Annotated in this window: 21 protein-coding genes and 1 riboswitch; of the genes, 16 read left to right on the forward strand and 5 right to left on the reverse strand. The window is 55.1% G+C overall.

Going from position 1 to position 21,194, the window contains the following annotated elements; genetic code table 11:
* Nucleotides 1-211: 211 nt before the first annotated feature.
* Entirely contained in the window at nucleotides 212-517 is a 306-nt protein-coding gene (locus LINBF2_RS03865) for a cell division protein ZapA (RefSeq protein ID WP_104799203.1), read from the reverse strand.
* The gene (locus LINBF2_RS03870; protein WP_104799204.1) at nucleotides 514-741 is read right to left on the reverse strand and encodes a DUF904 domain-containing protein; all 228 of its coding nucleotides are present in this window, start codon (nucleotides 739-741) and stop codon (nucleotides 514-516) included. Before LINBF2_RS03870 ends, LINBF2_RS03865 begins: the two co-directional genes overlap by 4 nt.
* A 35-nt stretch (nucleotides 742-776) precedes the next feature.
* A riboswitch (cobalamin riboswitch) is annotated at nucleotides 777-1,021 on the forward strand.
* Nucleotides 1,022-1,096: 75 nt separating this feature from the next.
* Between LINBF2_RS03870 and LINBF2_RS03875 the strand changes: the two genes are divergently transcribed.
* The 7 genes from LINBF2_RS03875 to LINBF2_RS03905 are packed head-to-tail and all read left to right on the forward strand — an operon-like array spanning nucleotide 1,097 to nucleotide 8,534.
* Nucleotides 1,097-3,001, forward strand: a complete 1,905-nt coding sequence (locus LINBF2_RS03875) for a TonB-dependent receptor (RefSeq protein WP_281890562.1) — start codon at nucleotides 1,097-1,099, stop codon at nucleotides 2,999-3,001.
* Nucleotides 3,002-3,006: 5 nt separating this feature from the next.
* On the forward strand, nucleotides 3,007-3,810 hold the full coding sequence (locus tag LINBF2_RS03880; protein ID WP_281890564.1) for an ABC transporter substrate-binding protein: 804 nt from the start codon (nucleotides 3,007-3,009) through the stop codon (nucleotides 3,808-3,810).
* Complete coding sequence (locus tag LINBF2_RS03885; RefSeq protein ID WP_281890566.1) at nucleotides 3,803-4,687, forward strand: helical backbone metal receptor; 885 nt, start codon at nucleotides 3,803-3,805, stop codon at nucleotides 4,685-4,687. Before LINBF2_RS03880 ends, LINBF2_RS03885 begins: the two co-directional genes overlap by 8 nt.
* Nucleotides 4,684-5,697 carry an iron ABC transporter permease gene (locus LINBF2_RS03890; RefSeq protein ID WP_281890568.1) on the forward strand — a complete coding sequence of 338 codons (1,014 nt, stop codon included), beginning with the start codon at nucleotides 4,684-4,686 and terminating at the stop codon, nucleotides 5,695-5,697. Before LINBF2_RS03885 ends, LINBF2_RS03890 begins: the two co-directional genes overlap by 4 nt.
* On the forward strand, nucleotides 5,694-6,467 hold the full coding sequence (locus LINBF2_RS03895; RefSeq protein ID WP_281890570.1) for an ABC transporter ATP-binding protein: 774 nt from the start codon (nucleotides 5,694-5,696) through the stop codon (nucleotides 6,465-6,467). The genes LINBF2_RS03890 and LINBF2_RS03895 overlap by 4 nt, the downstream gene beginning before the upstream one ends.
* 15 nt (nucleotides 6,468-6,482) lie before the next feature.
* Complete coding sequence (cobO, locus tag LINBF2_RS03900) at nucleotides 6,483-7,052, forward strand: cob(I)yrinic acid a,c-diamide adenosyltransferase (RefSeq protein ID WP_281890572.1); 570 nt, start codon at nucleotides 6,483-6,485, stop codon at nucleotides 7,050-7,052.
* 15 nt (nucleotides 7,053-7,067) lie between these two features.
* Nucleotides 7,068-8,534 (forward strand): cobyric acid synthase, encoded by a 1,467-nt coding sequence (locus LINBF2_RS03905; RefSeq protein WP_281890574.1) that lies wholly within the window; start codon nucleotides 7,068-7,070, stop codon nucleotides 8,532-8,534.
* Here the strand turns inward: LINBF2_RS03905 and LINBF2_RS03910 are convergent.
* Entirely contained in the window at nucleotides 8,531-9,436 is a 906-nt protein-coding gene (locus LINBF2_RS03910; protein ID WP_281890576.1) for a LysR family transcriptional regulator, read from the reverse strand. The genes LINBF2_RS03905 and LINBF2_RS03910 overlap by 4 nt on opposite strands.
* A 161-nt stretch (nucleotides 9,437-9,597) precedes the next feature.
* Between LINBF2_RS03910 and LINBF2_RS03915 the strand changes: the two genes are divergently transcribed.
* From LINBF2_RS03915 to LINBF2_RS03945, 7 genes are all read left to right on the forward strand, one after another.
* Nucleotides 9,598-10,554 carry a tripartite tricarboxylate transporter substrate binding protein gene (locus LINBF2_RS03915; protein WP_281891281.1) on the forward strand — a complete coding sequence of 319 codons (957 nt, stop codon included), beginning with the start codon at nucleotides 9,598-9,600 and terminating at the stop codon, nucleotides 10,552-10,554.
* A 1-nt stretch (nucleotide 10,555) separates the two neighbouring features.
* Complete coding sequence (locus LINBF2_RS03920) at nucleotides 10,556-11,431, forward strand: MaoC family dehydratase N-terminal domain-containing protein (protein ID WP_281891282.1); 876 nt, start codon at nucleotides 10,556-10,558, stop codon at nucleotides 11,429-11,431.
* Nucleotides 11,432-11,460: 29 nt separating this feature from the next.
* Nucleotides 11,461-12,621: an acyl-CoA dehydrogenase family protein gene (locus LINBF2_RS03925; protein ID WP_201747029.1), complete on the forward strand. Its 1,161-nt coding sequence runs from the start codon at nucleotides 11,461-11,463 to the stop codon at nucleotides 12,619-12,621.
* Between the two features lie 10 nt (nucleotides 12,622-12,631).
* Complete coding sequence (locus LINBF2_RS03930; protein WP_281890579.1) at nucleotides 12,632-13,789, forward strand: CaiB/BaiF CoA-transferase family protein; 1,158 nt, start codon at nucleotides 12,632-12,634, stop codon at nucleotides 13,787-13,789.
* A complete protein-coding gene (locus LINBF2_RS03935; RefSeq protein ID WP_281890581.1) occupies nucleotides 13,786-15,150 on the forward strand; it encodes an MmgE/PrpD family protein in 1,365 nt (454 codons plus the stop codon). Before LINBF2_RS03930 ends, LINBF2_RS03935 begins: the two co-directional genes overlap by 4 nt.
* Nucleotides 15,147-15,998, forward strand: coding sequence for a CoA ester lyase (locus LINBF2_RS03940; RefSeq protein ID WP_281890583.1), 852 nt, complete (start codon nucleotides 15,147-15,149; stop codon nucleotides 15,996-15,998). Before LINBF2_RS03935 ends, LINBF2_RS03940 begins: the two co-directional genes overlap by 4 nt.
* A gap of 98 nt (nucleotides 15,999-16,096) precedes the next feature.
* A complete protein-coding gene (locus tag LINBF2_RS03945) occupies nucleotides 16,097-17,074 on the forward strand; it encodes a tripartite tricarboxylate transporter substrate binding protein BugD (protein ID WP_281890585.1) in 978 nt (325 codons plus the stop codon).
* 55 nt (nucleotides 17,075-17,129) lie between these two features.
* On the opposite strand, the gene nth is transcribed toward LINBF2_RS03945, so the two are convergent.
* Complete coding sequence (gene nth, locus LINBF2_RS03950; RefSeq protein WP_281890587.1) at nucleotides 17,130-17,768, reverse strand: endonuclease III; 639 nt, start codon at nucleotides 17,766-17,768, stop codon at nucleotides 17,130-17,132.
* Between the two features lie 31 nt (nucleotides 17,769-17,799).
* Here nth and LINBF2_RS03955 point away from each other — a divergent pair, with 31 nt between their 5' ends.
* Together LINBF2_RS03955 and LINBF2_RS03960 are read left to right on the forward strand one after the other, a co-directional pair.
* Nucleotides 17,800-18,990 carry a PLP-dependent aminotransferase family protein gene (locus LINBF2_RS03955; protein ID WP_281891283.1) on the forward strand — a complete coding sequence of 397 codons (1,191 nt, stop codon included), beginning with the start codon at nucleotides 17,800-17,802 and terminating at the stop codon, nucleotides 18,988-18,990.
* Between the two features lie 23 nt (nucleotides 18,991-19,013).
* Nucleotides 19,014-19,454, forward strand: a complete 441-nt coding sequence (locus LINBF2_RS03960) for an SRPBCC domain-containing protein (RefSeq protein ID WP_281890589.1) — start codon at nucleotides 19,014-19,016, stop codon at nucleotides 19,452-19,454.
* On the opposite strand, the gene LINBF2_RS03965 is transcribed toward LINBF2_RS03960, so the two are convergent.
* The gene (locus tag LINBF2_RS03965) at nucleotides 19,441-21,168 is read right to left on the reverse strand and encodes a tannase/feruloyl esterase family alpha/beta hydrolase (RefSeq protein ID WP_281890591.1); all 1,728 of its coding nucleotides are present in this window, start codon (nucleotides 21,166-21,168) and stop codon (nucleotides 19,441-19,443) included. The two genes, LINBF2_RS03960 and LINBF2_RS03965, sit on opposite strands and share 14 nt — an antisense overlap.
* Between the last annotated feature and the right edge of the window lie 26 nt (nucleotides 21,169-21,194).

The raw sequence follows: 21,194 nt of genomic DNA on the forward strand, positions 1-21,194 counted from the left end.
CCTTGAGAAAGTAGAAGGTGTCTGCAAGGCTCCTCAAGGCCGTCATCCTGAACCGGGGGTTCAGGTGGGCGAGGTCAGGTCAACGTTGGGTTCATCTGACGCGAGACGATCACGCTCATCAACCGATGTTCCAAGCCCGAGCTCTATGAGCATTGGTTCAAGGAAATATAAAGCCCCAAGGACTTGCAGACACGTTGATTGTAGGCGCGGCTTAGATCAGTTGGTTGTCGCGTGCGAGCACTGCATCCATGCGTTGCAGCAAGTTGTGCAGGTCGGTGCTAGAAGCGCTGCTATCGCCGCTGGCTTGCACAGCAGCAGGGCGATCGGTCAAGTCAAATGCCAAGTTGAGGGCTGCCAACACCGCAATGCGGTCGCGGGCTTTGATCTTGCCGGCATCGCGAATCTTGCACATGGCCTCGTCCACTTTGGCCACGGCTTGACCCAAACGTGTTTCGCCACCTTCGGGGCAACCCAGCACATAGCCCTGGCCCATGATTTGAACTTCGATCTGCTTCACGCGATGTCCTTTGTCTGTGCCTCTGCGCCTTGGGGTAGGCGATCAATCAATGCGTCAATGCGGTGGCGCGCTGCGCCTAGGCGGGACTTGAGCAAGTCGCGCTCATGCGTGAGCTCTTGCACTTGGGTGGCCAGCAAGGCATTGGTGCGTTGCAGTTCTTCGTGGCGCAGCAGCAGGTGCTCAACGCGCTGGGCAATTTGATCGATCAGGGGTGTTTGTGACATGGCCTGTGCATTTTAAGGTGGCTGCAAGGTTAATCGTTAAAATTGTCAATGTTGGTGCTCGAGGTGTGGTTCACATGCCTCAGTTCAACGGGAAGCAGGAGGGTTGCGTCGACTTGCGCGACAACACCTAACCTGCGCTGCCCCCGCAACGGTCAAGCGGACGAGCCCTTTGGCTCCGCTTCTGTCACACAAGCCACTGAGCGCCTTGAACAAGCGCTTGGGAAGGCGACAGAGGTAGTCTCCGCCAGCCCGGATACCGGCCAACAAGGTGGCGGTGCGTCTAAAAACGTGCCGCTAAATCGCTCAAGCACTGTCGGGGAAGGCGGTGAGAGCACACAAAGTTGGTATTTAAATCATGAAGAAATCTATTCGTCTCCGTGCGCGTGCACTCGCGCGCTTTTCTGCGCCTGCGCTTTCTGTTTTGTCTTTGGCAGTTGCCGCTAGCGTTCAAGCGCAAGGCATTGAAGTTAATCCTGTGGTGGTTTCTGCTTCGCGTATGGAGCAACCTTTGTCGCAGGTGCTGTCATCTGTGTCGGTGATCACGCGTGCGGATATTGACAAGTCGCAAGCTGCGACTTTGGCTGATTTGTTGCAAGGTGAGGCAGGCTTTGAATTTGGACGCAATGGCGGGCCGGGGACGACCACTTCGTTTTTCTTACGAGGCCAAGACAGTATTAATACCGTAGTTTTGATGGATGGAGTAAGGGCTCAAGTTGACCAGATCGGTGCGATTCAAACGACCGACTTTCCTTTGCATCAGATTGAAAGGGTTGAAATTCTGAAAGGTAACGTGAGCGCTCTTTACGGGAACGGTGCGATTGGCGGTGTGATCAACATCATTACGCGTGAAAACAAAGGAGTGCCAAAGGCTTACGGCAGTGCATCACTGGGTTCCTATAACACCCATAAGGCCTCCGCGGGTTATGGAGGAACAGTCGAAGATGTGAACTTCGATTTGAATGTTGGGCAAGACAAGTCTGCAGGTTTCTCTGCGGTAAATACGACCCAAAAAACTCTTGCAAACCCAGATGTTGATGGTTACAAGAATCAATACGCTGGAGCTAAATTTGAAAAGCGAATTTCCACTGATACGAAGATTGGTGTTCGCTTGAATTACAACTTGTCAAATGTGGACTATGACAATGGCAACTCATTTTCAAACACGCCAACAGATGTTCATAAATTTAAAAGAACAACTGAATCTGTTTCAGGTTATGTTCGCCAAGTAGTCAATTCGGATTGGGTCAGTAATTTGAATCTTGCGCACTCTGAGTACAAATACGATGACACTTTGAACGGTGCACCTTGGCCAAGTAGCACATGGACGAACAGCTATTTTCAGGGACGTCAGAATGCCTTGTCGTGGAATAACACGTACCAATTGCAGGCACAAACTAAAGCAGTGTTTGGTGCAGATTTAAACGAAGATGCGTTTGATGCAAAAGGCTTAAACAATGCAGTTGCTTATGTGCTCAATCGTCGAAGTCAAGGCTATTTTGCTGGCGCAACACATCAGATTGACAAGTTGAGCATCCAAGCCAATGCTCGACGTGATGTGTTCCAGCAGCAAAAAGAAAATAGCGCAGCAGGAGGGAATTACACCGCGAACACAGGCTTGCTTGGTCTTGGTTACCAGCTTGACTCATTTTGGAGTTTGACCGGAACGGTGTCTTCAGGTTTTAGTGCGCCCACGGTGTATGCGGTGAATTCAAACGCGAACATCAAACCAGAGCATCACCATAGTCAAGAAGTTGGTACAACTTATCAAGTGGATGATTTGCTGATGCGTGTTCTATATTTTCAAAGCCATGCAAAAGACGCAATCATTTATAACAATGCGTATCAGTACATCAACAGCGATATTGATAACAAGGGCTGGGAGCTGACTGCGCGAGCCAAAGTTCAAGGGTACTCAATCAAGTCTTCTGTCACGCTGCAAGCCCCGAGAGATGTTGGGCAAAATCTCTCTCAAGCTAGACGTGCGAAAGAGTATGGATCTCTGGATGTTTCGAAAATACTGTCTGGCTATGAGTTGGGTACTAGACTCTATGCGGCGGGTTCTCGTCGGGATAGTAACTTCACTAGTACGACACTTTCCGGTTATTCCACCTTGGCCTTCTACGTCAGCCGAAAAATCGACAACGAATGGACCGCTCGCGTGAAGTTGGACAATGCGTTCGATCGTCAGTACCAATTGGCTTATGGCTACAACACCCCAGGCCGTGGCATCTACGCCACCTTGCAATACCAACCCAAGTAACTTGAATGCTTGATCTTTTCCCTCAACGCATCGTCTGCCTCACGGAGGAGACCACAGAGTGGCTGTACATGCTGGGGGAAGAGGCGCGCATTGTGGGCATCTCGGGTTACACCGTGCGCCCGCGTCGTGCGCGTGACGAGAAGCCCAAGGTCAGCGCGTTTTTGAGCGCCAAGATTGACAAGATCTTGGCACTCAAGCCCGATTGCGTGTTTGGTTTTTCTGACTTACAGGCTGACATCGCGGCCTTGCTCATCCGTGCGGGTGTGCAGGTCACGGTGTTCAACCAACGCAGCGTGGATGAGATTTTTTCGATGCTCTACCAAGTGGCTGCGATGGTGGGGCAAGCAGAGCAAGGCATGCAGCGTTTGCAGCACATGCGTGCGCAGTTAGACGCTATCCAACAAACAGCGGCCACGTTCAAGCGTCGGCCCAAGGTGTATTTTGAAGAGTGGGATGAGCCGCACATCAGCGGCATTCGGTGGGTGAGCGAACTCATTGGCATTGCAGGTGGCGACGATTGTTTCCCTGAGTTGGCGCAAATGCCCATGGGCAAAGACCGCATCATTGCCAACGGCCAAACCATCGTGGACCGTGCGCCCGACATCATCATTGGCTCGCTGTGCGGTAAAAAGTTCCGCCCAGAAAAAGCTGCCGCGCGTGAAGGCTGGCAAGACGTGCCAGCGGTTCGCAATAACCAAATCTTTGAAATCAAATCGGCCGATATCTTGCAGCCAGGCCCTGCGGCTTTGACCGATGGCGTGGTGCAGTTGCACCGCATCATTCAGCAGTGGGAGGCGACCTATGCTTAAACGCATGCTCGCGCTAGCGACGTTGTTCATCATGACCAGCACCGCACACGCCGTGGTGCTCCGCGATGACCGCCAGATAGAGGTGACCATTGCCAAACCGCCGCAGCGTATCGTCAGTCTGTTGCCCTCACTCAGCGAGACGGTGTGTGCTTTGGGGCAATGCGACAAGTTGGTGGGCGTGGATCGTTATTCCAATTGGCCCGAGAGCATTGCCAAGTTGCCACGCATGGGCGGTGGCATCGACCCCAATATTGAAAGCGTGGTGGCGGCTAAGCCCGACTTGGTGTTGATGGCCACCTCGGCGCGCGGTGCCGAGCGTTTGACCTCTTTAGGTTTGACGGTGTTGGCGTTGGAACCACGGTCGCATGCCGATGTGCAACGCGTCATGCGCATCGTGGCGCAAGCTATGGATGTGCCGCTCGTTGAGAGTGACCGCGTGTGGCGCCACATCGATGCCGCGGTGAATGCTGCCGCGCAATCGATTCCGGCACAGGCCAAAGGTCAGCGTGTGTACTTTGAAGTCAGCCGTGCGCCCTATGGTGCCAGTGAATCGTCGTTCATTGGTGAGACCTTACAGCGCTTGGGTGCGCGCAACATCTTGCCTGCATCACTGGGACCGTTTCCCAAAATCAATCCCGAATTTGTGGTTCGTGCACAGCCCGACCTCATCATGGTGGGCGACAGCAACTTTGCGGACATGGCAGCACGACCTGGTTGGCAAAACATGCGCGCCATGCGCACACAGCGTGTGTGCCATTTCAAATCGGAAGAGTCCGATGTTTTGGTGCGCGCTGGTCCGCGTATGGCGGAGGCCGCGCGCTTGATGGCTAAGTGTTTGACTGGCAAAGCCAATGACAAGTCGAAAGGCCAACCATGACGACGCACGGTGCACGTTGTTCGCCTGTGCTGGTGGCTTTGAGTTTGCTGGTGTTGTGTGTGTTCGGCATCGCGGTGGGCATCGCGGTGGGCAGCACAGGGTTTGAAAGCTGGCTCGCAGCTATGCACGACGACATCGCTTGGCAAATCGTGTGGGACATTCGCTTGCCGCGCAGCGTGGGCGCTTGTGCCGCAGGCGCATTGCTGGGGCTCGCTGGTGCGTTGGCGCAGGGCTTGTTTCGCAACCCCTTGGCAGATCCGTATTTGTTAGGCAGTGCCTCTGGTGCGTCGTTGGGTGTCGCGGTGGCTTTGGCGCTGTTTGGTGGCAACCCGTTTGCCACAGAATTTTTGGTGCGTTTGGGTTTGACAGGTGCCGCGTTTGTGGGCGCGGTGTTGGCCGTGATGCTCACCCTCGTGCTGGCGCGTGGTGTGCAGCACACGTTGCGTTTGTTATTGGCCGGTGTGATTGTGGGCGTGGTGTTGGGGGCGCTGGCGTCACTCATCACCCTCATGCGCCCCGATGTGTTGCAGGGCATGCAAGGATTTTTATTGGGCTCTACCAGCTTCATCGGTTGGAACGCTTGCGTGTTGATGCTGGGCGTGTTGCTGGTGTGTGTGGTGTTGGCCTTCGCACTGAGTCGTGTGTTGGATGCTCTGAGTTTGGGTGAGTCCACTGCGTTGAGTTTGGGTTTGCCGCTCGCACCCGTGCGTGTGGCGCTGGTGTGTGTGTTAGCTTTGGCCACAGGCACTGCGGTGGCACAAACGGGTTTGGTGGCGTTTGTCGGCTTGGCTGCGCCGCACTTGGTGCGCTCTCTGGTGAAGACCAAATACAACTGGATCGTGGTGTTATCCACCTTGATGGGCGGCGCGTTGCTGCTGGCAGCTGACTTGCTCGCGCGCATGTTGTTGTCGCCACAAGAAATGCCTGTGGGCGTGCTCACGGCGGTGTTGGGCGGTGGCTATTTGCTGTGGCTGATGTATCGAAGCCAAACAGCGGGGGCTGCGCGATGAAGGCACAACAAATGGCTTTGCGTTTGCGCGATGTGCATGTGTCTCTTGCAGGGCAAGAGGTGTTGCACGGCATTGATATGTCGTTTGCGGCGGGGCGTTGGACCAGCATCGTGGGTCCCAATGGTGCAGGCAAGTCCACCTTGCTCAAAGCCATCGCAGGCTTATTGCCCGTTGCTGGCCGAGTCTTTTTGTTTGACCAAGAGCTGATTTCAATGAGCCGCAAAGCACGTGCACAGCAGCTGTCGTGGTTGGGTCAAAACGAATCAACGTCTGATGATTTGCGCGTATGGGATGTGGTCATGCTCGGGCGCATGCCTCATCAAGATTGGCTGGCTGCGCCCAGTACGCATGATCATGCGGTGGTGGAAACTGCTTTGAAAGCCACACAAGCTTGGGATTGGCGCGAACGTTCCTTAGGTCAACTCTCAGGTGGCGAACGTCAGCGCGTGTTACTGGCCCGCGCCATGGCTGTGCAAGCGCAAGTCATGTTGATGGACGAGCCGCTTGCCAACCTAGACCCACCTCATCAAGTGGATTGGTTAGAACAAGTGCGCTGCCTCACTGCACAAAATACCACCGTCATCAGCGTGTTGCACGAAGTGGGCATGGCCTTGCATGCGGATGACATGGTGGTCATGCAAACTGGCCGTGTGGTGCACCAAGGTGCCTGCTCGGATGCGGCGACGCACCGTGCTGTTGAAGCCGTGTTTGACAAACGCATTGCCATTCATTCGCTGGATAGCCAGTGGGTGGCTGTGCCCAAGCTGTAACCAGAGCGCTGCAACATGAACATCGAAAAACCGCCTGTCAATTACGCGCGTGTCACACCGCAAGTTGAGCGACGTGGCTTGCTCATCGTCAACACTGGGGACGGCAAAGGTAAAAGCACTGCAGCATTTGGCTTGGCCCTGCGCGCGCATGGGCGCGGCAAAACAGTGAAGATTTACCAGTTCATGAAAGTGCCCACGGCGCGCTTTGGTGAGCACCGCATCTTTGAACAACTGGGTATTCCTGTCGAAGGCTTGGGCGACGGTTTTAGTTGGAAAAGCAAAGACCTTGAACACTCGGCGCAACTCGCGCGCGACGGCTGGCAAAAAGCCAAGGCTGCGATTTTGAGTGGTGAGTTTTTCTTGGTGGTGTTGGATGAAATTACCTACCCACTCATTTACGGTTGGTTGCCGCTAGACGATGTGTTGGCTACCCTGCGTGCGCGGCCCACTGACGTGCATGTGTGCATGACTGGGCGTCGTTGTCCGACAGAGTTGATTGAGCTGGCCGATACCGTGACCGAGATGACCAAAGTCAAGCACGCCTTCAATGCAGGCATTCCCGCGCAACGCGGCATCGAAGATTAAATTTAAGGACTCGTCATGACGGCCAAGTGTGTGATGGTGTTGGGCACCTCGAGCGGCGCTGGCAAAAGCTGGCTGACCACGGCGCTCTGTCGCTGGTATTCGCGTCAAGGCTTGAAAGTGGCGCCGTTCAAAGCGCAGAACATGAGCAACAACGCGCGCGTGGTGGCGTCGCACAACGGCCTAGGCGAAGTAGGCTCTGCTCAATATTTTCAAGCACTCGCCGCCAAAGCTGTGCCCGATGTGCGCATGAACCCTTTGCTACTCAAGCCCGAGGCCGACACGCACAGCCAAGTGGTGTTGCTGGGCGAGGTGAACAACGAACTAACGAATACGCCATGGCGCGGCCGAAGCGAAAAAGTGTGGCCGCAAATTGCCGCATCCTTAGATGCCTTGCGCGCTGAAAACGATGTGGTGGTGATTGAGGGCGCGGGCTCGCCCGCCGAGATCAACCTGATGACCAACGACATCGTCAACCTACGCGTGGCGCGTCATGGCGATGCGCGCTGCTTGCTGGTGACCGACATCGACAAAGGTGGTGCATTTGCCCACCTCTACGGCACATGGGCCTTATTGCCACCAGAAGACCAAGCGCGCATCACTGGCTTTGTGCTCAACAAGTTTCGTGGCGATGCATCGCTGCTTGCGCCTGCACCCGAGATGATGCAAGAGCTCACAGGCGTGCCCACCTTGGCTGTGCTGCCCATGTGGTGGCAACACGGCTTGCCCGAAGAAGATGGTGTGTTTGATGATCGCAGTCGCGCCACGGGTGTGGTGAACAAAACCGTGGCTGTCATTGCCTACCCACGCATCAGCAACCTCGACGAATTTCAACCCTTGAAGAACGTCCCTGGCGTGCGCTTGCTGTGGGCGCGCAGTCCTGCTGACCTAGCTGGCTTGCAAGCAAATGATTGGGTCATCTTGCCCGGCTCAAAACACACCAGCAGCGATTTGGCTTGGCTGCGCACCCAAGGCTTAGACGCTGCCATTGCCCAACACGCAGAACGGGGTGGGGCGGTGCTGGGCATTTGCGGTGGTTTGCAAATGTTGGGTGAGGCCTTGATCGACACACACGGCATTGATGGCAATGCAGCGGGTTTGGGGTTGTTGCCTGTTGTCACCCAATTCGCCGCAGACAAAACCGTGCAACGCACAAGTGCCAAGTTTGGTGAGCTGCGTGGTGCATGGGCTGCTTTGTCGAGCGTGCGGGTGAGCGGCTACGAAATTCACCACGGCCAAACGCAGGCCCACGCTGCCATGGCCGCCGCAGGGCAGGTGGCACATGAGGTGATGCCAAGCTTGGCTTGGCAAAACGAGGCAGGCAACGTGATGGGCTCATACCTGCACGGTTTGTTTGAAGACCCTGCCGTGCTGCAAGCTTTGTTTGGCGCGCAAACGCCTACGCTAGAAACCGTGTTTGAAGGCTTGGCTGATTACTTAGATCAACACATGAGCACCGAGGTGCTGCGTGGCTTGATTGCTTAGCTTTTTGTCTGTGTGGCGTAGTGTTGTCGTAAGTGGTCAATGAGCGAGTGTGCGTAGCTAGGTAATCCAGCTTGGTCGCGCGTGAGAATGTAGCGTTCACGCACACTCCAAGAATCAGTCAATTCAATCAAGGCCAAATTCATGGTGGCCTGGTTACGCATGGCAGCTGACTCTGGAACGATGCCCACGCCCACACCTGCACCCACCATGCGGCACATCGCATCGAAACTAGAGAGTTGGATGCGCAGTTTTTGCGGCTTGCCTAAACGCTCTGTCACTTGCCCTAAGAAGGTTTGCAATGTACTGCTTGGGTGCATACCCACCGCGTCTTCATCCAGAATTTCCGCAAACGCAATGCGTTTGCGTTTTGCAAATCGGTGTTGGCGTGATGTGGCCAGCACCAGTCTGTCGGTACTGAAGTGCAGGCTTTGCAAGCCCAAGGTATCTACTTGGCCCGAAACAATGCCAATGTCGACGCGACCGTCTTGAACGGCTTTGGCAATTTCAGCGTTCGGTTTTTCTTGAAGGTCGATGTTGATCTTTGGGTTGTTGGCTAAGAATTTCGGCAAGATCTCGGGTAAAAAATCAGTCACGGCCGTAGTGTTGGCGTATACCCTGAGGTGGCCACGTAAACCACCGCCATATTCATGTAGATCTCCCCGCATTTGCTCCACTTGATGAAGCATCAAACGGGCATGGTGCAGAAAGGCTTGTCCCGGTGGCGACAGGCGTACGCCGCGAGCTTCTCGGTACAAAAGTGGTAGATCTGTTTGTGCTTCTAACGCTTTGATGCGCGCGCTTGCTGCCGCTAAAGACAAGTGGTGTTTAGCCGCTGCTTTGGTGAGGCTTCCTTCATCCGCGGTGAGCACAAAAAGACGTAGGTCATTGAGGTCGAAATGCATTTATTAATCTTAGTCTGAAAATCTAAGCCTTCGGAAAAACAGAAGTCTTGGTCCTGAAAATACCGATTGTTGATCCATGTAAATGCCTTGAACATCGCAGCCATCAGAAATCAAAGGATGGACGAATGACAAAACAACTCACCTCGACGACAAGACGTTTCATGCTCGCCGGTTTGGCTGCAAGTGCGCTGTGTGCCACATCTGCCTTGGCGCAGTCGGCTTATCCCAATCGTTCGATCTTGATGGTGGTGCCGCAAGCAGCGGGTGGCACCAACGATATCGTCGGCCGCATCGTCAGCCAAAAGTTGGGCGAGGTGCTCAACACCTCCGTGGCTGTGGAGAACCGCCCAGGTGCAGGCGGCAACATTGGCACACAGTATGCAGCCAAGTCAGCGAAAGACGGCTACACCTTGCTGATGACCATCAGCAGCAGCCAAGCCATCAACCCTGCGCTCTACAAGAACCCAGGCTTTGACCCTGTGAAAGATTTCAAGCCTGTCAGTTTGATTGGCTCAGTGCCCAATGTGCTGCTGGCGCATCCTGACTTTCCTGCCAACAGCATCAAAGACCTGATTCAAATGGCCAAGGCTAAGCCCAACCATTACCAATACGCATCGGCAGGCAATGGCACCTTGAATCACTTGTTAGGCGAAATGCTCAACAGCATGGCTGGCATTGACTTACAGCATGTGCCCTACAAAGGTGTGGCGCCTGCTTTGAATGATGTCTTAGGTGGTCAGCTACCCATGGTGTTTGCCAGCTTGCCTGCATCGCTGTCGCACATCAAGGCGGGCAAGCTTAAGCCTTTGGCGGTGAGTAGCGCTAAGCGTTCACCTGCATTGCCCGATGTACCTGCATTGGCTGAATCGGTGCCCGGCTATCGGGGCACTTTGTGGATCGGTTTGTTTGCACCCGCAGGTGTTCCGAATGATGTGTTGAGTAAATTGCAAAGCGGCATGACACAAGCCTTGGCAAGTAAGGATGTGCGTGACAAGCTAGAACTGCAAGGTGTTGAGTTGGCCGCACCCACCACGCCGGAGCAATTTTCTGTACTGCTGCAAGACGACATGGTCATGTGGGCACGCATTGTGAAATCTTCTGGTGCATCAATTGACTGACATGACACACACGATTGATGCCGCGACACTCGCGCACTTGCAAACATGGCAAGGCAACAGCGAGGTGTTGGAAGATCTGATCACACCCGCACCCTTGCGTGCGCTCAGTGCCACGTTGGATCGTGATGACCCCTTGCCCGTGAGCGGCACGGCACTGCCGCCTCTTTGGCACTGGTTGTTCTTTTTGCCGCATCACCGCCAAAGCGAGATTGGTGCGGATGGTCATGCCAAGCGCGGTGGCTTCTTACCGCCCGTGCCACTGCCACGTCGCATGTGGGCTGGCGGACGTTTGCGTTGGCATGCGCCGCTGCAAGTGGGCGATGTGGTCAAGCGTGTGTCCACCATTGAGTCGGTGACACATAAGTCGGGCCGAACGGGAGACTTGCTCTTTGTACTGGTCAAGCATGAGGTGCATAACCTTCAAGGACTGTGCCTGACCGAAGAGCATGACATCGTGTATCGTCCAGCCGCTCAGCCTAGTGACCCTGTGCCCGCGCCCGTTGCAGCACCAAAAAAAGCCACTTGGCAACGCGACATCACACCTGACGATGTGCTGCTGTTTCGCTACTCAGCACTGACCTTCAATGGCCATCGCATTCACTACGACCGCAAGTACGTCACAGATGTCGAGGGCTATCCCGGCCTCATCGTGCATGGACCTTTGATTGCGACCTTGTTGGTGGACTTGCTGTGCCGCCATACCGACAGACCCATTCGCAGCTTTGAGTTCAAAGCCCTACGCCCTACTTTTGAGTGCGCCGATCAACGCATGCTGCGCGTTTGCGGTGAGCCCGATGCCAACGGCTCAAGCATCCGGCTTTGGGCGCAGGACCACGATGGCTGGCTCACTATGCAAGCCACTGCTGAACTCGGCTGATGTATCTCACGAATTAAATAGAAATTGCCATGCTGAATCACCACGATCAATACCAAGACATCCGCGACGCTGTGCGCGACCTCTGCGCTCAGTTTCCTGACGAATACCACCGCAAAGTGGATGAACAACGCGGCTACCCGGAAGCCTTTGTTGACGCACTGACCAAGGCAGGTTGGATGGCTGCGCTCATTCCACAAGAGTACGGTGGCTCAGGCCTGACCATGGCCGAGGCCTCGGTCATCATGGAAGAGATCAACCGTTCTGGTGGCAACTCTGGCGCCTGCCACGGCCAGATGTATGTAATGAACTCGATCGTGCGCGGCGGATCGCAAGCGCAAAAAGATAAATTTTTACCCAAGATCGCCACTGGAGAATTACGCATTCAATCCATGGGCGTCACCGAGCCAACCACTGGCAGCGACACCACCAAGCTCAAAACCACTGCGGTGAAGAAAGATGGCCGTTGGGTCATCAACGGGCAGAAGGTGTGGATCTCGCGCATCCAGCACAGTGATTTGATGATTTTGTTAGCACGCACCACGCCCGCTGACCAAGTGACCAAACGCTCCGAAGGCTTGTCTTGTTTTCTGATTGATTTGAAAACAGCGATCGGCAACGGCCTGACCGTGCGCCCAATTTTGAACATGGTGAACCACGAAACCAACGAACTGTTTTTTGACAACCTCGAAATTCCAGAAGACGCGTTACTGGGCGAAGAAGGCAAGGGCTTCAAGACCCTGCTCGATGGCTTGAACGCTGAGCGCACCTTGATTGCGGCCGAGTGCATTGGCGACGGCTACTGGTTCATCGACCGTGCGCGTAAATACGCCAACGAACGCGTGGTGTTTGGTCGCCCGATTGGTCAGAACCAAGGCGTGCAGTTTCCGATTGCAGATGCCTTCATCGAACTCGAAGCGGCTAACCTGATGCGTTGGAAAGCTTGCGAAAAAATCGACGCCATGCAAAACGCTGGTGCAGAAGCCAACATGGCTAAGTACCTCGCGGCCAAGGCCAGCTGGGAAGCTGCCAACGTTTGCCTACAAACGCACGGCGGCTTTGGTTTTGCGTGTGAGTACGACATTGAGCGCAAGTTCCGCGAAACGCGCTTGTATCAGGTGGCGCCGATTTCGACCAACATGATCTTCAGCTACGTGGCCGAGCACATCCTCGGTTTGCCGCGTTCATTCTGAGGACGTCGCTATGACCGCAACAAAAGTTCGACCTCTCGACCACATCACCGTGGTGTCTTTAGAGCACGCCATTGCGGCACCGTTTTGCACCCGTCAATTGGCAGACTTGGGTGCTCGCGTTATTAAAGTAGAACGTCCGGGCTCAGGAGACTTTGCGCGTGCTTATGACCAACGCGCAAGGGGTGAGTCTTCTCACTTTGTGTGGGTGAATCGCTCCAAAGAAAGTTTGGCGCTGGACCTCAAAGATCCGCAAGATTTGGCTGTCCTTAAACAACTCATTGCCAAGGCCGATGTCCTCGTGCAAAACCTAGCCCCAGGTGCCACAGGCCGTATGGGGCTAGATGCAGCCACCTTGCGCTCTGAAAATCCACGACTCATCGTATGCGACATCTCGGGCTACGGCAACGATGGCCCTTACCGAGATAAAAAAGCTTACGACTTGTTGATCCAAAGCGAGGCTGGATTTTTGAGTATTACCGGTACGCCAGAGCATCCCAGCAAGAGCGGTAACTCGATTGCTGACATCGCCGCCGGCATGTACGCCTACACCAACATCTTGTCGGCTTTGATTCAACGCGACAAAACAGGCGAGGGCTCGCACATCGATGTGTCGATGCTCGAAGCCTTGGGCGAGTGGATGGGCTTTCCCATGTACTACGCCATGGATGACGCGTCGCCCCCGCCTCGCAATGCCGCGGCCCACGCCACGATTTATCCCTATGGTCCGTTTGCAGCGGGTGATGGCGGTACGGTGATGCTCGGCCTGCAAAACGAGCGCGAGTGGGTGAAATTTTGTGTCTGCGTGCTTGAGCAACCCGAGCTGGTGCATGACACGCGCTTTGACAGCAACGCCAAACGCAACCAAAACAGAAACGCTTTGCAAGCTTTGATCCTGGATGTGTTTGCCAAGCTCACCACAGCCGAAGTGATGGCGCGTTTAGAAGCGGCCCCCATTGCTAATGCGCGCATGAACACCATGGCCGACTTGTGGGCGCATCCGCAGCTCAAAGCCCGACATCGCTGGACCACAGTGGATTCACCAGCCGGTGAGTTGCCAGCTTTGTTGCCGCCTGGTCAACAAACTGCATTTGATTACCGCATGGGTGCCATTCCTCGCGTGGGTGAACACACTGAGGCCATCTTCAAAGAATTGGGAGTGTTGCGATGAATCAAACTACATTGACAGGCACAGCCGCATTGGCTGCGTTTGCAGCTCAGCTTGAAGTCAAAGACATTCCCGCGCATGTGCTTCGCAAAACCGAAGACCTGTTGGTTGACTGGTTTGGTTCTGCCGTAGCAGGTAAGGGCGCTCGCGCGGTGGAAATATTGACCCAATTTGTGATGGACATGGGGCCTGCCAGCGGTCCTTCAGAAATTCTGTTTAACCGCCGCTCTTCATCGCCTTACATGGCTGCCATGGCCAACGCCGCAGCTTCACATGTGGTGGAACAAGACGATGTGCATAACGGTTCGGTGTTTCATCCCGCCACAGTCGTGTTTTCGCCCGCGCTGGCGGTTGCTCAAGCCATAGGTGCGAGTGGCGAAGACTTTTTGGTGGCTTGCGTGGCTGGCTACGAAGTGGGTATTCGAGTGGGTGAATTTTTGGGACGTTCACACTACCGAATTTTTCACACCACGGGCACTGCGGGTGGTGTGGCTGCCGCTGCCGCTGTGGGGCGTTTGCTCAAGCTCACACCTGAGCAGATGAATCATGCATTCGGTTCTGCGGGTACGCAAGCTGCGGGCCTGTGGGAATTTTTGCGTGACGCCGCAGACTCTAAACAACTGCACACCGCGCATGCCGCAGGCACGGGTCTGATGTCGGCCTATTTGGCCAAGCAAGGCTTCACAGGTGCCAAGTGCATTTTGGAAGGTGCCCAAGGTATGGCGGTGGGCATGTCCACCGACGCTGATGTGCGCAAGCTCACCGATGGTTTGGGCACGCGTTGGACCACAGTGGAAACCTCCTTCAAGTACCACGCCTCTTGTCGGCACACTCATCCGGCAGCTGATGCTTTGCTGCAAGTGGTGAAAGCACATCATCTCAAGCTCAGTGATATTGCAAAGGTGGTGACCCATGTGCACCAAGGGGCCATTGACGTATTGGGCCCTGTGGTGGATCCGAGCACCGTGCACCAAAGCAAATTCAGTATGGGCACTGTGTTGGCCTTGGTCGCGCAATACGAGCATGCTGGCTTGGCTGAGTTTGATGCACATTTCAAAGATGCAGCCATCGTCGCTTTGCGAGACAAAGTTGAGATGGTGCTGGATGTTGAGGTGGATACGGCTTATCCACAACGTTGGATTGGCAAAGTCACCGTCACCACCAGCGATGGTCGTGTATTGCAAGGCCGTGTGGACGAGCCAAAAGGTGACCCCGGCAACACTTTATCGCGTGAGGAAATTGAATCTAAAGCCATTCGACTGGCCACCTATAGCCAGTCGGCAACAGAAGCAGAAATGCGTGCGGTCATTGCCAAGTTGTGGGCCTTGGTCAAAGCGCCTCGCATGGATGCCTTGTTGACATGACGCATCCTTTGTCTTTTGCACAAGCATTTTTGTTTGTGCCGGCCAACCGGCCCGACCGCTTCGCGAAGTCGTTGGCTACTCGCGCGCACGCAGTGATTGTCGATTTAGAGGATGCCGTTCCCTTGTCTGAAAAAGACGTGGCGCGTGATGCCATTCGCCTTGAGTTGATGCCGTGGTTGCAGAAATGCCCCGAGCGGATTGTTGTGCGTGTGAATGCCTGCGGCACGCCATTTTTAGAAGATGACTTGCGCTTAATGGATGAGCTGGGTATTCAGCACATCATGCTGCCTAAAGCTGAGTCTCCTGAGCAGTTGTCGTTTGTGGCGGATGCGCTGTCGTTCACTCCTTTGTTGCTTCCGATGATTGAAAGTGCGCGAGGCGTGGACCAAGTCAAGGCGATTGCTGCCCACCAGAACACCTTGCGCTTGTCTTTGGGCAACATTGATTTGCAGTTCAGTTTTGGCATGCAGTGTGGACCTGATGAGATAGAGCTGTTGCCGGTACGACATCAAATGCTGCTGGCTAGCCGCTTGGCTGACATTGCCGCTCCGATAGACGGTGTGACTGTGCAAATTGACTCGCAAGATCAATTGCAAGCTGATATCTTGCGTGGCAAACGGTTGGGTTTTCAAGCCAAGTTGTGTATTCATCCCACGCAGGTGGATGCCGTGATTCATGGCTTTCAGCCATCAGCGCAAGAGATTGCGCATGCCCAAGCTGTGGTGGCTGCTGACCATGCAGCCAATGGCGGCGTGGTGCAGCTCAACGGAAAAATGATCGATCGCCCTGTCGTGATGTTGGCCAAGTCAGTTCTTCGGCAAGTGGATTTGCACAGCCGCGTGACATGAAGCCATGCGCCAGAGTGAGGTGGCGCGCGGGCGACAGTTGGTTCGCCGATATTCGGTGACATTTGATGGTGTTTGATTGATAAAAACAGGAGACAAAGATGAAACGATTCGCTCAAATTTTGGTGTTGACAGCCGCTGTGGCTGCAGGATGGGCGCAAGCTCAGCCTAGCAAATATCCAGAAAAATCCATCACTTTGGTGGTGCCGTTTGCCGCAGGTGGCCCCACAGATGTCGTGGCTCGCATGATGGCCATTCCCATGGGGGCATCTTTGGGGCAACCCGTGGTGGTGGAAAACGTCAATGGTGCTGGCGGCACGATTGGCGCTACCAAAGTGGCGCGTGCGGCACCTAATGGTTACACCATCTTTTTGCATCACATGGGCATGTCGACAGCGCCTGCGCTATATAACAAACTCAACTTCGATCCGTTGACAGACTTTGAATACATCGGTCAAGTGCTGGATGTCCCCATGACTTTGATTGCGCGCAAAGACATTCCTGCTAACAACTTGCAAGAACTTATTGCCTATATCAAAGCGAATGAAAGCAAAGTGTCGATGGCCGATGCTGGCTTGGGCGCTGTTTCCAATTTGTGTGGATTGATGTTTAAGAGTGCGATTGGTGTGAACATCAACACCATTCCTTACAAAGGCACAGGCCCTGCCATGAACGATTTGCTGGGTGGGCAAGTGGACATCTTGTGCGACCAAACCACGCAAACAGTTCCTATGATTAAAGATGGACGCGTCAAAGTGTTCGGTGTAACCACCTTGAAGCGCTTGGCTGCATTGCCCAACGTGCCCACGATGGATGAGCAGGGTTTGAAGGGCTTTGAAGTGAAGGTGTGGCATGGCATGTACGCACCCAAAGGCACGCCTGCACCTGTACTGCAAAAAATCAACACAGCATTGCGCTTTGCCATGGCTGACGCCACGATCAAACAGCGCCTGACTGACCTGAGCTCTGATATTCCGTCAGCTGACAAGATGACAGCCGATGGTTTGAAAGACCACCTCAAGTTGGAAATCAACAAATGGGGGCCTGTGATCCGCAAAGCGGGTGTGTCCGCAGACTGACGCAATGCGTCCAGCCAAAGGCCACCCATGGGTGGCCTTTTTTACGTGATTCTTCCTAGGGCTTTGTTGTCTTTGGCTTGAAGTTACAAAACTCTGACACGCCACATTGCCAGCACAGTGGTTTACGCGCTTGGCACACATAGCGGCCATGCAAGATGAGCCAATGATGGGCATCGACGAGGTATTCAGCAGGGATGCGCTTCATCAGTTTCATTTCCACTGTCAGCGGTGTTTTTCCTGGGGCCAAGCCCGTGCGATTGCCTACGCGGAAAATGTGCGTGTCCACCGCCATGGTGGGTTCACCAAAGGCCACATTCAGCACCACGTTGGCTGTTTTACGACCGACTCCTGGAAGTGCTTCGAGCGCCTCACGCGTCCGTGGAATAACGCCTTGGTGTTGCTCCACCAAGATGCGGCAGGTTTGCATCAGGTGTTTGGCTTTGCTGTGATACAGGCCAATCGTCTTGATGTAGCTCTCAAGGCCTGCAAGTCCGAGGTCCAGTATTTGTTGCGGTGTGTTGGCCGCGGGAAACAACAATCGCGTGGCCTTGTTCACACCCACATCGGTAGCCTGGGCACTCAGCAGCACGGCGGCTAACAACTCGAACACGCTGGTATATTCCAACTCGGTATTGGGCTGCGGATTGGCTGCTTTCAGCGTCGCGAAAAAAGGCTCAATGTGCTGTGTTTTCATCTGTCCATTATTCCCTACCATGCCCTCAACTATGCAGTTCGCTGACCGCCTCAACAACGTTGAAACCTCCGCCATTCGTGAACTGTTCAAACTGCTGGGCAAGCCCGGCATCATCAGCTTTGCTGGCGGCTTTCCCGACAGTGCCATGTTTGATGTGGAAGGCATTCGCGAAGCCAGTGAAGCCGCTCTGACCCAAGAGCCAGGCGCAGCCTTGCAATACGGTGCCACCGAAGGCTATCAACCGTTGCGCGAACAACTCGCCGCCTTCATGGCTAGCAAAGGCGTGAAGGGCTTAGATGCCAACGGCCTCATCGTCACAACAGGCAGCCAACAAGCGTTGGACCTGATTGCCAAAACTTTACTCAACCCAGGCGATGTGGTTTTGGTCGAAGGTCCCACGTTCTTAGCCACCATCCAGTGCTTCCGTTTGTACGGCCCGCAAGTGGTGGGTGTGCCCATCGACGCGCACGGCGTGCAAGTGGACAAGCTTGAAGAAATGATGGTGCAACACAAGCCAAAGCTCGTGTACCTCATTCCTACGTTTGGTAACCCGAGTGGTGCTACGCTCAGCCTCGAGCGTCGTCTGCGCGTGCTCGAACTCGCTGTGAAATACAAAACCGTGGTGGTCGAAGACGACCCTTATGGCGACCTGTACTTTGGCGAAGCGCCACCCCCTTCCTTGCTCGCTCTGAGCGACCAAGTGCCGGGCAGCCGCGAGTGGCTGATTCATTGCGGCTCGCTCAGCAAAGTGTTGTCGCCTGGCCTGCGCGTGGGTTGGATGATTGCCCCGCCCGAGCTGCTGGCACGCGCCACCATGTGCAAGCAGTTCAGCGATGCCCACACCTCCACCTTCGCGCAAGCCACTGCCGCGCACTACCTCAAAGCGGGCCGCATGCCTGCCACCTTGGCGCATGTGCGCAGCGTGTATGCCGAGCGCGCCCAAGCCATGGGCGAGGCTTTGAAGCGCGAACTGGGCGATGCCTTGACCTTCACGCAACCAAAAGGCGGCTTGTTCTTCTGGGCTAACCTCACCGGCGCAGGCGGCAAAGTGAAAGACGGTGCTGAACTGGCCAAACGTGCGATTGAAAAAGGCGTGGCCTTTGTGCCGGGCGCACCGTTCTTTGCGAACAACCCTGACACGACCGCGATTCGTTTGAGCTTTGCCACGGCGGATGTGGAGAAGATCAAAGAAGGCATTGCCCGCTTAGGTCAAGCGCTATAAATTTTTCTGGGTGAGGTTGTCAGATGCATCGCGACACAATGTTTCGCACGGAGCGCACACTCCCGTTCTCACCCCAAGCGGTGTACAACGCATTTGCTTCGGCAGAGGTCTTGGCCAATTGGTGGGGGCCGGACGGATTCACCAACGAATTTGAAACTTTCGAATTTCAGGTGGCTGGTCGCTGGACCTTCGTGATGGTGGGACCAGATGGCGCACGCTACCCGAATCAGAATGTGTTCATCGAGCTTGAGCCCGCATCACGCGTGGTGATTCGTCACGACTGCCAACCCTTTTTCACACTCACTGTGCAACTGACCCAAGTTGCAGACGGGACGCATCTGCAGTGGCAGCAGGTGTTTGATGATGCGCAGATCGCGCAAGCTGTCAAAGCCATTGTGGAGCCAGCCAATGAGCAGAATCTCGATCGGCTGACGCGTGCGCTGACCAAGGTCATCGGCAGCTGAAATTACTGGCGTCCTCCATCGAGCCGCTGCCTTTGTAAGTCGCTACTGTTGGATAAGCGCACAGCGGACGGGTGCGCTTGGGTGACCAGTCAGCGGGCAGCTCGTTGTTCACACCACCTGCGTTGCCTGCACCGCGCACACTCGCCACTACGGCTTGTGGGGCGATGCCTTGTTCTACCCATTGCACGAGTGGGGTCAGCAAATCAAACTGATCTGCGGCTGGCCCCATACTGCAATGGTTCATGCCCGGCACGGGGAAATAGCGCGCAAAGTCAGAACCAGGGTTCACACCGGCTTTGTCCAAACGCTCGACCCATTGACGTGTGTCTTCGGCCGAAAAGATGGCATCGCTGACGCCGTGGTACAGCACCACTTTGGCACCTCGTGCACGCAAAGCGGTGAGGTTGTCGGGTTGGCTTTCACCAGGAGGTGTCATGAGCGACCAGCCCGATTCGCGGTAGGTGTCGTTGGTGGCTGAGAACATGGCCAGACGTTGAGTGACGTTGTCTTCCAACGGTTTGAGTGGTGTCGGTGGCACGCTGAAGATGGTGGCAATTGCCAGTGGGTCGCGGATCAACGAATCGACAAATTTCCAAGTGCCCCAGTTGGCTCCAGCGACGCCCGTGTCGTAGGGAAAGCTGGCGTAAATGCGTTGGCCATCTGCTGTGTGCGCACCGCCAAACACGCGGGCTATCACGTCTTTTTGCCCTGTCGTTAGGCAAGTGCCGTTGCGTTCGCCCGTGCAGGTCGCCACATCGGTCTTGATGTTGAAGGATGTCTGGCAAGCTTGTGTGGCTTGCACCATGCCGTCTTCCGCGCCATCCAGTGCATCGCATCTGTTGGCAATGGTTTGGGCCACGGTTTGGCGTTCTTGCGGTGTGAAAGCGCTGGCCAAGTCAGGCAAAGTGCCGTTGGGATTGAGTGGGTTCTTCACGGTGGCGCCAGGCGTCGCCAAAGGGGCCCACTGCTGAGCGCCCCAAATTTGCGCCAGTGCCGCATAAGGCAGGCGGTAGCCGGGTGCGCCCACCAAGTAGCCATCGTATTGCTCACCTAAGCGAGATGCGGCCACCATGGCGTGACGCCCACCGTTGGAGCAACCGCCGATGTAGGAACGGTCAGGCCCTTTGCCGTAAGCGTCCTTGATCAATTGTTTGGCCATGGGCGTGAGTTTTTGCACGGCTTGGTAACCGTAGTCGAGTCGCGCCTGTGGCTCTAAACCAAACACCGTGGTTTGCGGTCCGCTGTGTCCAGCATCTGAGCTGATCACGGCAAACCCTTGCATGAGTGCGCCTGTGAGTGGACCACCTCCCAAAGCGCCAAGCGCGGGTTGTACCGAGCCATCGAGCCCACCATTGCCTTGGTAGTAGAAGCGACCATTCCAGATCAACGGTAAACGCATCTCGAAGCCAATGGCGTAGTCGCGTCCATCGCTGCCCTTGCGTTCATGCATGCGGCCTTTGACAAGGCAATGCGCGGGCACGGCTTTGTCGCCTTGCATGACAGCACCCGCAGCCACAGGCGCGGCAGACTCGATGCGGGTGTTGCTCAGCTGGAGTTTGGAAGCCAAGGCTTCACATTGAGACAAGCTCGCGCCTGTTGCGGCTTTCAACGGTGCAGTGGGTGTGCTTTGCAAAGTGCCGCAAGCGACCAACACGCTGATGGCAGACAAAGCGCCCAAACCTTGAAGGGCGCGGTGCAAGGAAATAGAACGCATGTGCGTCTCCTGAACGGGGCAACTGT

The sequence above is a fragment of the Limnohabitans sp. TEGF004 genome (assembly GCF_027924965.1).
Lineage (GTDB): Bacteria > Pseudomonadota > Gammaproteobacteria > Burkholderiales > Burkholderiaceae_C > Limnohabitans.